The following is a 12,489-nucleotide window of genomic DNA, read 5'->3' on the forward strand; positions in this document are numbered from 1 at the left end:
CCGGGCCGCGAAGGCTGGCACCGCGGAGCTCTGTCCGCGCACCGTGGCCGGGCGCGGGAAGTGTCAGTGGTAGTAGTCGGCGCCGCGCACGTTCTCGTGCGCGGGCAGCGGGCCTTTGTCCTCGGGTGCCGACTCCATCTCCTCGAGGTGGTGCTGGAGGATGGCGGCCACGGACTTGTAACTGTAGGCGCGGTGGCGCACGGCCCTGGCGCACGCCTTCTCCACGCGTTGTGGCCCGTGGCGCTCAGCCAGACGGATGACGCCCAGGGCCGAGCGGAAGCCCTGCTCGGGGTGGGGCCGGCGCTTCATCAGCTCCTCCACCAGCGCCGCCGTGCTGGGGCCCAGCGTGGAGGCCCACGAGAGAATCCGGCTCGGCGTCCACTCCGCATGTGCGCGGTGACTCTTGGGCATGTGTTCGGCCAGCGTGGTGAAGCCTCCGCGCTGCTGGCTGCGCACGTGGCTGGCCACGCGCCGGCCGCCCAGCAACACCTCCACGCACGAGGGCGTGTAGCGCACCTCCACCTGCTGCCCCACCAGCCCGTACGGCACGCTGTAGCAGTGCCCCTCCAGCTCCACGTGGTAGTCCACGTTGACGCGCGCCTTCTTCCAGTGCGCCAGCTCGTAGGGCTTGTCCGGCAGCGGTTTGAGGGCCGCCCTCTCCACCTCCTCGAAGAGTTGCCGGCGGCTCTTGCCCAGCTTACGCATGGGCCTCGTGTTCAACTTCTCCAGCAGCTCCGCCACCGCCTCGCGCACCTCACCCAGCGAGGCGAAGCGCCGGTTGCGCAGCGCCGCCAGAATCCACCTCTCGGCCAGCAGCACCCCGTTCTCCGCCTTCGCCTTGTCCCGCGGCTTGCGCGGCCTCGCCGGCACCACCGCGAAGCCGTAGTGCCGCGCCATGTCCGCGTAGCTGGGGTTGATGTCCGGCTCGTACCGGTTGGCTCGCGTCACTGCCGCCTTCAGGTTGTCGGGCACCGCCATCTCCGGCACCCCTCCGAAGTACGCGAACGCCCTCTGGTTGCACCCCACCCACGTGCCCACGTCCTCGCTGAAGACGGGCTCCACGTACGTGTAGTTGCTCGCCCCCAGCACCGCCACGTACAGCTTCGCCACCCGCACCTCGCCGCTCACCGCGTCGTGGACTTGCAGCCCATCGCCGCTGAAGTCCATGAAGCACTTTTCCCCGGCCCGGTGCTCCTGGCGCATGGTGACGCTCACGCTCTTGGCCCATCGCGCGTAGCGCTCGCAGAACTGGCTGTACTGGTAGCCCTCCGGGTGCTCCTCCCGGTACTCCTGCCACAACAGTAACTTGGTGACGCCCTTGCGCCTGAGTTCCGCGTGCACATGCGCCCAGTCCGGCTCGGGCCGGCTCGCCACCACCTTGCCCTCATCCGCGAACAGCAGCGCCGTGAGGGCGGTGTCGTTGTCCAGTTCCGGCGGCAGCGGCCAGCTCGTCAGCTTCGCCGCCTGCGCCCGGTACAGGTAGCGGTTGACCGTGCCCACGCCGATTCCCAGGCTCCGGGCAATCTCCCGCACCGACAGCTTCAGCTCCAACCTCTGCCTCAACAACTCTCTCAGCTTGCGCATGGACAGCCTCTCTGCCGCCATCAACACCTCCTTGAGGGGAGGTCAGAGGCGGCGGCTCGTCCAGCACCGTCAACGCTCCACTGGGTTTCCCATCCTGCCACCTACTTCCAGAGTGCGTTCCACTTGCCCCGGAATCGGTGTTCCACATGGCCGGAATGGGCGTTCCACATGCTCCGGAATCAGTGTTCCACTTGCCCCGGAATCGGTGTTCCACATGGTCCGGTGCACGCAGCGAACAGAAGCCCCAAGCAACAAAGGATGATTCTCATGGACGTAGACCCTGACCGAGAGGGCGCTGCGCCGACTCAGTTGGCCCGAGTTGTACCTCACCGGCAATGCCTACAAGGGCGTGGGCCTCACTGACTGCATCCGCAACGCCAATGTGCTGGTGGACACGCTCGCGCGTTGAGCGGGGAGGAAGCTCAGGCTTCCTCATCGGGTAGAAATGAGAGAAGCAGCTCGTCGTCAGGTCCGAGCGGGCGCCACCCGGGCGGTGGCGGCGTGGCGAGGAGTGCATCGCCGACTTTATCGGCACGCTCCTTATGGGTTTCAGGGGTGTAGGCAAACCACGAGCCAAGCGCCTTGGCCACCTTGAACCGGTTGGCGTCGTTCAGCACGGCTGGCCAGCCGTTTGGAAGACTCTGGCACAACATCCGCACGAGCACATCGCGCACGAAGCGTGTGACCTGCTTACGCTGCTCGGCCTCGGCGAAAAGCCCACTCAACACCTGCACTCCGGCGATGTCATCCCTCCCAAGCTCATCTGCCAGCGCCACCAAAGAGGCAGTGGGGCGAGCGTTTGCAAAGGCGGTGAGCGAATCGTAACCCCGTTCGCGAACCCGCTCGTACAGGCGCGCCTTCACATTGCCCTGCCAAGCACTTCCGTCGGTCATGCACCTCTCCACGGGATGAAGTTCAGACTTCCTCATCGGGTAGAAATGAGAGAAGCAGCTCGTCGTCAGGTCCGAGCGGGCGCCAACCGGGTGGCGGTGGCATAGCGAGGAGAGCTGTCCTGACCTGCCTGGCACGTTCCTTATGGGTTTCTGGGGTGAAGGCAATCCACGCGCCAAGTGCATGGGCAACCTCGAAGCGGTTTGCGTCGTCCAGCACGGCCGGCCAGCCATTTGGGAGATGCTGAGACAATTCGCGCACGAGTTGTCCGCGCACAAGGCGCGTGACCTGATTGTTCCGCTCCGCTTCGGCGACCAACCCACTGAACACCTGCACTCCTGCGACGTCGTCCGGACCAAGCTCCTCGGCCAGTTCCAGCAGTGAGGCGGTAGGGCGCGCATCTGCAAAGGCGGTGAGCGAGTCGTAGCCCCGCTCGCGGACCCGCTCGTACAGGCGCGCTTTCACGTTGCCCTGCCACGCACGTCCGTCGCTCATCGTCCTCTTCAGCGAGTGAAGTTCAAGCTTCTTCGTCGGGCAGGAGTGTGAGTAGCAACTCGTCGTCGGGCCCGAGGGGGCGCCAGCCGGGCGGCGGTGGCGAGGCGCGGAGCGCTGCCCGGGCCTGCCTAACACGTTCCTTATGTGTTTCTGGGGTATAGGCGGTCCACGTGCCGAGCGCCATGGCAACCTCTCCACGGCTTGCGTCGTCCAACACGGCCGGCCAGCCTTTCGGGAGACTCTCGGACAATTCGCGCACAAGCACGTCGCGAACGAAGCGCGTGACCTGCTTACGCTGCTCGGCCTCAGCGAGCAACCCGCTCAACACCTGCACTGCTGCTACATCGTCCTTTCCAAGCTCTTCGGCCAGCAAGTACAACGGGACGGCAGGGCGCGCCTCAGCGAAGGCGGTGAGCGAATCATAGCCGCGCTCGCGGACCCGCTCATACAGGCGCGCCTTCACGTTGCCCTGCCATGCACGTCCGTCGCTCATCGTCCTCTCCAGCGGGTGAAGTTCATCGGGATTTTATAGTCCCTCATACGCTTCGCGACGTTCTTCAGGATCTCGTTCCGCGTCAGCATCCGGCCAGCTTCGGCCTCGGCTTCGTACAGCGTCTCCATGATCATCCGGTTCCATTCACCGGGCCATGTGCGCCCCAGCTTCCAGTTGCCACCACCGTGAATGGCCTCGTGGTGCGCTCGCTCCAGCCTGACGCAGAACTCATCAATATCCATCTCGCCGGTGAAGCCGCGCTTCTCGAACCACTCGCGGAACTCCTTGGGCATGACGTGGTGCCGCGGTGGCTCGGCCATACCGGCGCCCACCTTGCCCGTCTCGTGCATGGCCCCCACCTCGGGCCCATCACCCAGCGCGTCGCGCACGCCCCTCGGCAGCTCGCCATGTGCCTGCGCCAGCATCACCTGGCCCGCCTGAATCCGCACAGCGGCGCTGACGACGGGCAGCGAGAGGACGCCCGCTCGCACCAACTGGCGCACCAGTTCCACCCACTCGGCGGACATGACAATCCGCGTGCCCATCATCACGCCATCGCCGCTTACCGCCAGGCGAATGCCCACCAGGGCGGGAGCGGACGGAGGTGCCGAGTGTAGCGAGAACCTCATCGTCGAGAGCATCGTGACAGTCTCGATGGCGTCCTTGAGCACCAGCACCTTCTGGAGGTTCTCCGCCGCCACGCGCATTCTCCCCACGGTGGCCGTGAATTCGTCCGTGAGGTGGCCCACCAGCGAGGGCATGTCTTGTGCCGCGGCCTCCACCTGCTCGTGCTCCCGGGAGGAGAGCGCAGTCATGGCGGGCTCGAGCATCTCCTGCCTGCGCCCCATGTCCGCGAAGAGCGTCTCCACGGGGTAGCGGTGCTGTTTGAGTGCGACATCGGCGAGGTTGAGGAAGTCGAGCCAGACGGCGAGCAGGAGCGAGCCCACCAGGGCGGCTTCCAGCCGTGGGCCGGCCACGCGCAGCAGGGCGAGCTGCATGTCCGGGTCCTCTACCTCCGAAGCAGCGTTGGCCAGCCGGGTGGCAGCGGCAAGCTCAACCTCCATCCATCGCAGTTGCGCAGCGCCGTAGTCGGCGTAGCAGAGGAAGACACCGTTTCCCCTGGCGAGGCCCCTGCCACTGGCCTTGAGCCGGGTGAGCTCACCGGAGATGCGGCGGGCGGAACCAGACACTTCGCGAAGGGCACCGCGAAACGCCAACTGGGCCGCGAGGGCCCTCTGCCGCACCGCACCGTCGGGCTTGGGCGGGGAGGCGTGGGCGAGCGGAGACTTCTCGCTCGGCCCGTCCGCCCATGCAGGCCCGGCGGCCTCGTGCGGCGTGTAGTGCAAGCGCATCCCTCGACCGGGCGGTGGCGTCAGCGACGCACAGCCGGCGGACAGCAGGGCCATGGCGAGCAGCAGGCCCGCACATAGGGCCTTGGACGAGTCAGTGCGCAGCACCAGCAGCGTGGACGTCATCAGCGCCTCCGATGGGGACTCCCACTCTAGCGGGCACCTCAGACCAATCCGGACATCCCAGAAAGCACAGGCGGAGAACCGGCCTCGGTTTTGTTGGACCTGGCTTGCCCGGGAGACCGTTCACCTCCGGTTTCCGACCGCTCGCCGGCTCGGTCCCCCATGTCAGGGGCGGACGAGACACTCTCCAGATGACCCCCTCCCCTCTGGAGCACACCATGGCCTCGCCCCGCCGTGCCCTGCTCGTCCCCCTGGCTGTCCTCCTCTTCCCGTTCCTCCTGGTGGGCGCGCTGGCGCTCGGCGTCACCGGGACACAACACGCCCGCTCCTGAGCCTCACCGCCCGGGCCCGACCCCGGGTGGTATGCTCCCCCCGGTCCGTCATGAACGAAGGCTCCATCGTCCGTGCCACCCTCAAGGCGCTCTTCGTGCCCAGGCGGCTGCTCCCCATCGTCCTCATCAGCGTGCCGCTGGTGGCCGCCCAGGCCCGCTTCAGCTACGAGCCGCTGGCTGGCCCTCTGGGCATCCTGCTGTGCGCTCTGTGCGTGGCGGTGGCCCCGGTGTCCTACCGCGTCATCTTCCCCGAGGGCCTCGACTTCAGCCACGGCGGCATCCGCCTGCTCCTCTACGCCACCGTGGGCGTGGGCGTCGTGCTGTCCGCGGGTGTCGTGCTCCCCAAGTTGATCGGCATGGGGCCCACCTTCCTCACCGACCGCTACAGCCTCGCCATCTGCATGGCCCTCTTCCTCGTGGGTGGGTGGGGCCTGGGCCGGGACATCGGCTTTGAAGAGAGCCTCGCCCGCGAGCGCGCTCGCGCCGCCCGGCTCGCATTGGAGGCTGAACAGGCGCAGTTGCTCGCCCTGCGCAGCCACCTGGACCCGCACTTCCTCTTCAACACGCTCAACGCCATCGCCGAGTGGTGTCAGACGGATGGTGCCGTGGCCGAGGCCGCCGTGCTGCGGCTGTCCGCCATGCTGCGCAGTGTGCTCGCCGGCGTGCGCGCCGCCACCTGGCCCCTCGAGCGCGAGTTGGAGCTGGTACGCACCCTCTTCGAGCTGCACCTGCTGCGCGACCCGGAGCTCTTCCAGCTCTCCGTCCAGGTGGAGCCCGGCCTGGAGTCCTTCCCCGTGCCGCCGCTCGTCCTGCTGCCGCTGGCGGAGAACGCCGTGAAGCACGGGCCCGCCGCCGGCCACCGCGGCCCCATCTCCCTCTCCGTCCAGACCCGAGGCGATACGCTCCTCTTCGCCCTGGAGAACCCCGGTGCCTCCAAGGGGCCTCGTGAGGGCAGCAGTGGCCTGCCCACCGTGGAGCGCCGGCTCGCCCTCGCCTACGCTGGCGGCGCGAGCCTCGCCCTCGACAGCCAGGAAGCTCGTACCCGCGTCACCGTCACCCTGCCCCGCTGCGGCCCCGTGCCCGGCATCGTCACCTGAGCCGGAGATGGAACGCCTTTCGTCACGGCCTCACCCGCGTTCCAGTTGATCGCTCAGCTCTCCCAACTGACGTTGGTAGCCGCCCTGGATTTGCACGACCTTGCCGATGTTGGTGGCGAAGAGGAACACCGACAGCAGGGCGATGACCACGAACATCAACGTCCGCAGCCAGCGCATCGCGGTGTCCAAGTGCTCCCGCGACAACCCCGTGAGGATGGGCTCCAGGTCCCCCGTGCGCTCCCCCGTGGCCAGGCGCTGGAGCGACTCCCCATCGAACACGTCGAGCCACTCCACCACGTCCGTCAGGGAGGCACCGGTGCGAAGGCGATGGAGGGCCAGGTTGGCGCGCGCACGAAGCCGCTCGTGCCCAGTGGCCTCGAGCGCCATCTGAAGGCTCCGCCCCACCTCCAGGCCCGCCCCGAGCGTCGCGCCCAGCACGAGGCTGAAGCGGCTGGCCTGCAGCTCACGGTGAACGCGGCCCAGCAGGGGGACGCGCATGCGGAACTCCGACCAGAAGGGCGCGATGCCCGGAGCCGCCAGCACCAGGGGCGCCAGGAACGCCGCCACCCCTGCCGAGCCCACCTGCAGCACATTGCTTCCGAAATGGGAGAGGAACGTCCCAAGGATGTCGTCCACGCGCCCGGAGACCCTGAGGCTCCCCGCGGTGTCCAGCAGGGCGCCCCCGAGGACGAACGCGACGAGCAGGTAGGCCGGATAGGCGCAGAGCGAGACGGCGCGCCAGCGCATGCGCTGCGCTTCTTCCAGTTGCTCGACGATGCGCTCCAGGGCTGACTCGAGCGTTCCTGACGCCTCCGCCGCGCCCAACAACTCCACCGTCTGGGAATCAAACCAGCGAGGATGCCGCCGCATCGCATCGGCCAGGCTGGAGCCCGCGGCTACAGCCTCGCCCACCTGGGCGATGGCGCGACGGAAGGGGTCTCTCGCCGCGCCACGAGAGAGCTCCGAGAAGGCGATGGGCAGGCCCAGCCCCGCGCGGATCATCCGGTGCAGCCCCTGGAAGAAGGTGAGCCGCGGCCGGTGCCGCACCATCGCCACGAGCGGGTGCCGTGCCCACGCCCGGGCCAACCAGTCACGCTCCTCGTGGGCCGGGGCGGCTCGCAGTGCCGAGCGCACGCCGTCGCGGACCGGAGCCCCGGCCTGGGGACGAACAGGGGAGGACGAAGACGCTGTCCGGGGAGGCTGTGGCTTGTTCATGGGATTGCCTTCTCGCGCTGACACCGCCTCAGGTTAGACCACTCGGGGAGCATTCCAGTAGGGTCGGCCCATGGCGGTGAATGTCGTGGCGTGGACGGACCCAGTGCTTCACTCCGAGCCAGCTCGGCTGCGCTCCTGGTACCTCGCGTGCCCCTCCGAGGCCCTCCGGCCCGGACAGGTGAAGAGCTGGAACCTCGGTGAGCGGGAGCTCGTGCTCTTCCCATTCAGGAACACGGGAAGGGATATACCCTCACCCTAGCCCTCTCCCTCTGGGCTGAAGAATGCACACGCAGAGGGAGAGAGGGAGCAAGGGGTGGGCAAGCAGGAAGGCGCATGACTTGAGCGGTAGGGTCCGATAGGGAGGCAGCCCATGGACGCTGCCGCATTGTATCTGACGTACGAGGTTCTCTATCCGGCCGGGAGTTTCGGTCCCCAGGACGAGGTGTGGCTGAGGGACAGGCTGCTGCACACCCTTCACCTGATGGAGGGGCAGCCTGGGGTCACCCTCAATCGATTGGGCACCAGCCGGGCGGAGCGAATGGGGGCCTACCGGATGGTGGAGAATGAAGACGTCAGCTTCCAGAGGCTGCTGGAGCCGGCGGCCCAGACAGTGGGCAAGGCGGTGGCACAAGGGCTGGCGGGAGAAGTGGCGCTGTGCGTGCACGACCGGACCGAGGTGGAACTCAGTCACCTGTCCATGAGCGGGGTAGGACAGGTGGGCAACCCGTCTGTCAGGGCTTCTTCGTGCAGACGGCGTTGGTGGTGCAGACGGACGGCGCCGCCTTTGGAGTGCTGGGAGCGTGCACCTGGAGCGCCCGGCCGCGCAAAGGGGCAAGGCCAAGAGCAGAAAGCAGCGGCCCTTCGAGCAGAAGGAGAGCGTCTTGTGGTGGCGGGCCCTGGTGGAGGCCGAAGAGCGCGTGGGAGAGCCAGGGCGGCTGCTGCACATCATCGACGCCGAAGGAGACATTTTCGAGTTGCTCTCCCGCGCGACCGGCGAGGGCTTTCAGCTGCTGGTGCGCGCCGGCCAGGACAGGCGAGTGGAGGGGGAAGGGGGAAGCTGTGGGCCACCCTGGAAGGGTTACCCGTGGTGGGCAGCCGGCCGTTGCACGTGTCGGCCCAGCCAGCCCGGGCCGACAGGGTGGCGCGCACGGCACGCGACGCCACGCTGTCGCTGCGCTATGCCCCCTCACGCTGCTGCCCCCGGGCGCCAGGGTGGGCAGCCGGTGCGGGTGTGGGCGTACTGGTGCGCGAAGAGGCGCCGCCACAGGGACAGAAAGCCGTGGAGTGGCTGCTGCTGAGCAACGCGCCCATTGAAAGTGAGGAGGCGGCCTGGGGCGCAGTGACGGCCTACCAGAAGAGGTGGGGCATTGAGGAATTGCACAAGGCCCTGAAGACGGGCTGCCGACTGGAGGGGCGTCAGCACGAGGCACGCGAGCACCTGGAGAACCTGCTCGCCCTCACCCTGCTGACCTCCGTCAAGTTGCTGCGCCTGCGCACCCTGAGCCGTACCCTCCCGGATGAGCCCGCCGACGCAGTGCTGGCTCCGGCCGAGGTGCAAGTGCTCCAAGCCATGGCACCCCAACTCTCTCCACGCATGCCCTTGCAAGGGGCGCTGACGCTTCGTCAGGCCCTGCTGCTCATCGCCGCCCTGGGCGGTTACATGGCCAACCCGCAGAAGCGCCCTCCGGGCTGGCTCGTCCTCTGGCGCGGCTACGAACGGCTGCGCGACTACGTCGCGGGCTTCTCCCTTGCCCAGTTCCTTTCCGCCGCCCCCCGCCTGCCTAGCGTGTGCAATCCTCAGCCCAGAGGGAGAGGGGACATCCACGGAACCATCGATCAGGCTGCGCCACCACATGCCTCGACGCGTTCGGGCCTTCCTCGACTTCCTGACGCCGCGGCTGCGCGAGGCCTTGAGTGCCCCCCTGCCCAAGGCCCCCACGCGTGATTCTCGTTCACGGTCGGTGAGCAAGGAGGCGGGCACGAGCCAGGCGGGAGGTCATGCTCCCATGACTACCTTCTCGGTTGCGCGATCCGCGCGGTCTCTCCCCCTGCTCCCGGAGCCCGCCATGAACTGGAAGGACAATCTCCTCACGGATGACGCTCGCATCCACGCGCTGCTCGAGAGTTCCCGGCGCATCGCAGTGCTCGGCATCAAGTCGGACGCCGAGGACAAGAAGCCCGCCCACGCCGTCCCCAGGTACCTCCAGAAGCACGGCTACGACATCATCCCCGTGCCCGTGAAGGACGTGGGCCCCACGGTGCTCGGCCAGAAGCCCTACCACTCCGTCGCCGAGGTGCCCGGCCCCATCGACATCGTCGAGGTCTTCCGCAAACCGGAGGACATCGGCCCGCACGTGGATGACCTGCTCGCCAAGAAGCCCAGGGCCGTCTGGTTCCAGCTCGGTATCCGCAACGATGCCGCCGCCGAGCAGCTCGCTCGCGCTGGCATCCAGGTGGTCCAGGACCGCTGCATGAAGATCGAGCTCAGCCGGTTGACAGAGCAACAGGGACAACACTGGCCTTCGGCCTGAGCATTCGTTCATCATCCCTCGCATGAGCGACATCGCCTTCCTGTGCCACCCCACGGTGGGTCACCTGAACACGCTGTTGTCGACTGCGCTGCGGATGAAGGAGGACGGACACCGCACGCGCTTCTTCATCCCCGGGGGACCCGCGCTCCCCTTCCGGTTGCGGCCGGACATCCTCAACAACGTGGTGGACGTCCCCGCGATGGTGGAGCGCGCCGGCCTGCCGTTGGAACGGCTCCGCCCGGCGCTCGGAGTCATCTTCCACGCCATCCGGCTCGCCCGGAGCAGTGGCTACGAGGAGAGTCGGATTGCCCTGAAGCTGTTCACCGCTGGGGTGGAGGCAACCACCCGGGACATCCTCCGGCGGCTGGAGCGGCAACCCGCGGAGGTGCTGGTCACCGATTTCGCCTTCTACCCGGCCCTCCTCGCCGCCGAGAAGCTGGGGCTGCCATGGGCGGCCGTCTATCACAGCGGCCTCCCCTTCCGAGGCCCGGGCATCCCGCCCTGGGGCAGTGGCCTGCCGATCGGCACTCCGGATGGCCCCGAGTTGCGGCACGCCGAAACGGCCGAGGCGGTGTTGCTCGCGGAGTTGGCCCAGCGGGTGCGCAAGGCCCGGCGCGCGCTCGGATTGGAACCGGGCCCGGAGGATGTCCTGCGCTCGCCCGCCTCGCCCTGGCTCAACCTGGTGATGAGCCATGAGGCCATCGAGGCACCGCGCACCGGCCTCGGGCCGAGCACCTTCTATGTAGGTCCCTGCTTCTCCACCCGGCGGGGCACTGACTCCCAGGGCTTCCCCTTCGACAAACTGCGCGCGGATGCCTTCAAGGTCTACGTGTCGCTCGGCACTGTCTTCAACGACAAGCCAGAGGTGTTCCGCACCATCCTCCGGGGACTCGACGCACCGGGCATCCAGGTCATCGTCAGTGGAGGGGCCGCGTACCCCGTGCTCGCCTCCGGGCCGCTGCCCTCCAACGTGCTCCTCTTCCGCCGCGTCCCCCAGGTGGACCTGTTGCCGAAGGTGGAGCTCGTCATCAGCCATGGGGGCAACAACACCACGAACGAGACGCTCGCCGCGGGCAAGCCCCTGCTGGTGGTGCCAGTGGGGGGTGAGCAGCACGACAACGCGCGACGCGTGGAGTACCTGGGCGCCGGGCTGTTCCTGCCGATGCAGTCCTTGTCGCAGGAGGCGGTCCTCCGGGCGGTGACGCGGCTCCGCGAGGAACCGGGCTTCCGAGACCGGGCCGAGGCCCTGCGCCAGCACCTGGCGGCCACCGATGGCACGGGCACGGCCGCGGCCCTCATCGCACTGCTGGCGAAGCGCCGCGCTCCGCTGCGCATCCCCGACGGAGCACCCCGCTCCCTCACGCACGAGGGGCTCGCCTCGCTGCTCGCATCGCTCGGAGACCCCTCGGGCAGCACCACCTCTCGTTCCGCATGAGGAACCGGTGGGCAGGTGCCGCAGGCCGCGCGCCTGATGCGGCCCCTCCCCGAGGTCTCCCCGACTTGTCCGCTCGCATACGCGCCCGTCCTCCAGCGATGACGGACCCGTTGCCGTCCGAGCGCTGGGCCCTACACTGGCCCTCCACCGCTGGAGGAATGGATGCCTCGCGCAGCAGCTGCCCCTCGCCCGTCTCCCCGCAAGAAGACGCCCCGGGAGTCCTCCTCTTCAGCCTCCGGGCCCCGGACCCTGGCCATCGACATCGGAGGCTCGGGACTCAAGGCGCTCGTTCTCGGGCCAGATGGAACGCCGCTCTCCGAGCGCCAGCGCGTGGCCACGCCGAAGCCCGCCACCACCCAGGCGGTGATGCGCACGTTGATGAAGCTCATCAAGCCCCTCGGCAAGTTCGAGCGGGTGTCCGTGGGCTTCCCGGGCGTGGTGGAGGAAGGCGTGACGAAGACGGCCCACAACCTCCACAAGAGCTGGGAGGACTTCGATCTCGCCCAGGCGCTGTCCAAGGCGACCGGCCGCCCCACCCGCGTGCTCAACGACGCTGGCGTGCAGGGGTTCGGCGTCATCGAGGGGCGCGGAGTGGAGATGGTCCTCACCCTGGGCACCGGCCTGGGCTGCGCGCTCTACGTCGACGGCAAGTACGTGCCCAATATCGAGCTTGCCCACCACCCCTTCCGACACGGGAAGACCTATGAGGAGTACGTGGGCGATGCCGCGCTGAAGCGGGTCGGCAAGAAGAAGTGGAACAAGCACGTGCAGCGCGTGCTGGAGCAGGTCCAACCCATCTTCAACCCACAAAAAATCTACCTGGGCGGGGGCAACGCCAGGCTCGTCGACTTCCCGCTCCCCAAGAACGTGAAGCTCACCGAGAACATCGCCGGGCTCCTGGGCGGTAACGCGCTCTGGAAAGACGAGCCGCTCCCCCGCTGAGC

The 12,489-nt window shown here is 68.1% G+C and carries 11 protein-coding genes; 5 read left to right on the forward strand and 6 right to left on the reverse strand.

What is annotated here, in order from left to right; translation table 11 throughout:
* Positions 1 to 63: 63 nt before the first annotated feature.
* The 5 genes from istA to F0U60_RS43010 form a co-directional block, all read right to left on the reverse strand.
* A complete protein-coding gene (istA, locus tag F0U60_RS42990) occupies positions 64 to 1,584 on the reverse strand; it encodes an IS21 family transposase (RefSeq protein ID WP_395825442.1) in 1,521 nt (506 codons plus the stop codon).
* Between the two features lie 422 nt (positions 1,585 to 2,006).
* The gene (locus tag F0U60_RS42995; protein WP_395808853.1) at positions 2,007 to 2,477 is read right to left on the reverse strand and encodes an NUDIX hydrolase; all 471 of its coding nucleotides are present in this window, start codon (positions 2,475 to 2,477) and stop codon (positions 2,007 to 2,009) included.
* Positions 2,478 to 2,499: 22 nt separating this feature from the next.
* Entirely contained in the window at positions 2,500 to 2,970 is a 471-nt protein-coding gene (locus F0U60_RS43000) for an NUDIX hydrolase (protein WP_395808855.1), read from the reverse strand.
* A gap of 22 nt (positions 2,971 to 2,992) precedes the next feature.
* Entirely contained in the window at positions 2,993 to 3,463 is a 471-nt protein-coding gene (locus F0U60_RS43005; protein WP_395808857.1) for an NUDIX hydrolase, read from the reverse strand.
* Positions 3,460 to 4,938 (reverse strand): DUF2380 domain-containing protein, encoded by a 1,479-nt coding sequence (locus F0U60_RS43010; protein WP_395808859.1) that lies wholly within the window; start codon positions 4,936 to 4,938, stop codon positions 3,460 to 3,462. The genes F0U60_RS43005 and F0U60_RS43010 overlap by 4 nt, the downstream gene beginning before the upstream one ends.
* Positions 4,939 to 5,317: 379 nt before the next feature.
* On the opposite strand from F0U60_RS43010, the gene F0U60_RS43015 reads away from it, so the two are divergent.
* Positions 5,318 to 6,364, forward strand: a complete 1,047-nt coding sequence (locus F0U60_RS43015) for a sensor histidine kinase (RefSeq protein WP_395808861.1) — start codon at positions 5,318 to 5,320, stop codon at positions 6,362 to 6,364.
* A 30-nt stretch (positions 6,365 to 6,394) separates the two neighbouring features.
* On the opposite strand, the gene F0U60_RS43020 is transcribed toward F0U60_RS43015, so the two are convergent.
* Positions 6,395 to 7,579, reverse strand: coding sequence for a type II secretion system F family protein (locus tag F0U60_RS43020; RefSeq protein ID WP_395808863.1), 1,185 nt, complete (start codon positions 7,577 to 7,579; stop codon positions 6,395 to 6,397).
* Positions 7,580 to 8,663: 1,084 nt separating this feature from the next.
* Here F0U60_RS43020 and F0U60_RS43025 point away from each other — a divergent pair.
* The 4 genes from F0U60_RS43025 to F0U60_RS43040 all read left to right on the forward strand — a co-directional run bounded on the left by F0U60_RS43025 (position 8,664) and on the right by F0U60_RS43040 (position 12,487).
* On the forward strand, positions 8,664 to 9,524 hold the full coding sequence (locus F0U60_RS43025; RefSeq protein ID WP_395808865.1) for a hypothetical protein: 861 nt from the start codon (positions 8,664 to 8,666) through the stop codon (positions 9,522 to 9,524).
* A gap of 121 nt (positions 9,525 to 9,645) precedes the next feature.
* Positions 9,646 to 10,110: a CoA-binding protein gene (locus tag F0U60_RS43030; protein ID WP_395808867.1), complete on the forward strand. Its 465-nt coding sequence runs from the start codon at positions 9,646 to 9,648 to the stop codon at positions 10,108 to 10,110.
* Positions 10,111 to 10,132: 22 nt separating this feature from the next.
* A complete protein-coding gene (locus F0U60_RS43035) occupies positions 10,133 to 11,545 on the forward strand; it encodes a glycosyltransferase (protein WP_395808869.1) in 1,413 nt (470 codons plus the stop codon).
* A 162-nt stretch (positions 11,546 to 11,707) separates the two neighbouring features.
* The gene (locus F0U60_RS43040; RefSeq protein WP_395808871.1) at positions 11,708 to 12,487 is read left to right on the forward strand and encodes an ROK family protein; all 780 of its coding nucleotides are present in this window, start codon (positions 11,708 to 11,710) and stop codon (positions 12,485 to 12,487) included.
* Positions 12,488 to 12,489: the final 2 nt, after the last annotated feature.

Source organism: Archangium minus, assembly GCF_044360475.1.
In the GTDB taxonomy this organism is placed as follows: Bacteria; Myxococcota; Myxococcia; order Myxococcales; family Myxococcaceae; genus Archangium; species Archangium minus.

What these genes read in the sequence shown, in the direction of transcription:
- istA (WP_395825442.1), bottom strand. Translation starts at nt 1,584, where the DNA reads ATGCGCAAGCTGAGAGAGTTGTTGAGGCAGAGGTTGGAGCTGAAGCTG.
- F0U60_RS42995 (WP_395808853.1), bottom strand. Translation starts at nt 2,477, where the DNA reads ATGACCGACGGAAGTGCTTGGCAGGGCAATGTGAAGGCGCGCCTGTAC.
- F0U60_RS43000 (WP_395808855.1), bottom strand. Translation starts at nt 2,970, where the DNA reads ATGAGCGACGGACGTGCGTGGCAGGGCAACGTGAAAGCGCGCCTGTAC.
- F0U60_RS43005 (WP_395808857.1), bottom strand. Translation starts at nt 3,463, where the DNA reads ATGAGCGACGGACGTGCATGGCAGGGCAACGTGAAGGCGCGCCTGTAT.
- F0U60_RS43010 (WP_395808859.1), bottom strand. Translation starts at nt 4,938, where the DNA reads ATGACGTCCACGCTGCTGGTGCTGCGCACTGACTCGTCCAAGGCCCTA.
- F0U60_RS43015 (WP_395808861.1), top strand. Translation starts at nt 5,318, where the DNA reads ATGAACGAAGGCTCCATCGTCCGTGCCACCCTCAAGGCGCTCTTCGTG.
- F0U60_RS43020 (WP_395808863.1), bottom strand. Translation starts at nt 7,579, where the DNA reads ATGAACAAGCCACAGCCTCCCCGGACAGCGTCTTCGTCCTCCCCTGTT.
- F0U60_RS43030 (WP_395808867.1), top strand. Translation starts at nt 9,646, where the DNA reads ATGAACTGGAAGGACAATCTCCTCACGGATGACGCTCGCATCCACGCG.
- F0U60_RS43035 (WP_395808869.1), top strand. Translation starts at nt 10,133, where the DNA reads ATGAGCGACATCGCCTTCCTGTGCCACCCCACGGTGGGTCACCTGAAC.
- F0U60_RS43040 (WP_395808871.1), top strand. Translation starts at nt 11,708, where the DNA reads ATGCCTCGCGCAGCAGCTGCCCCTCGCCCGTCTCCCCGCAAGAAGACG.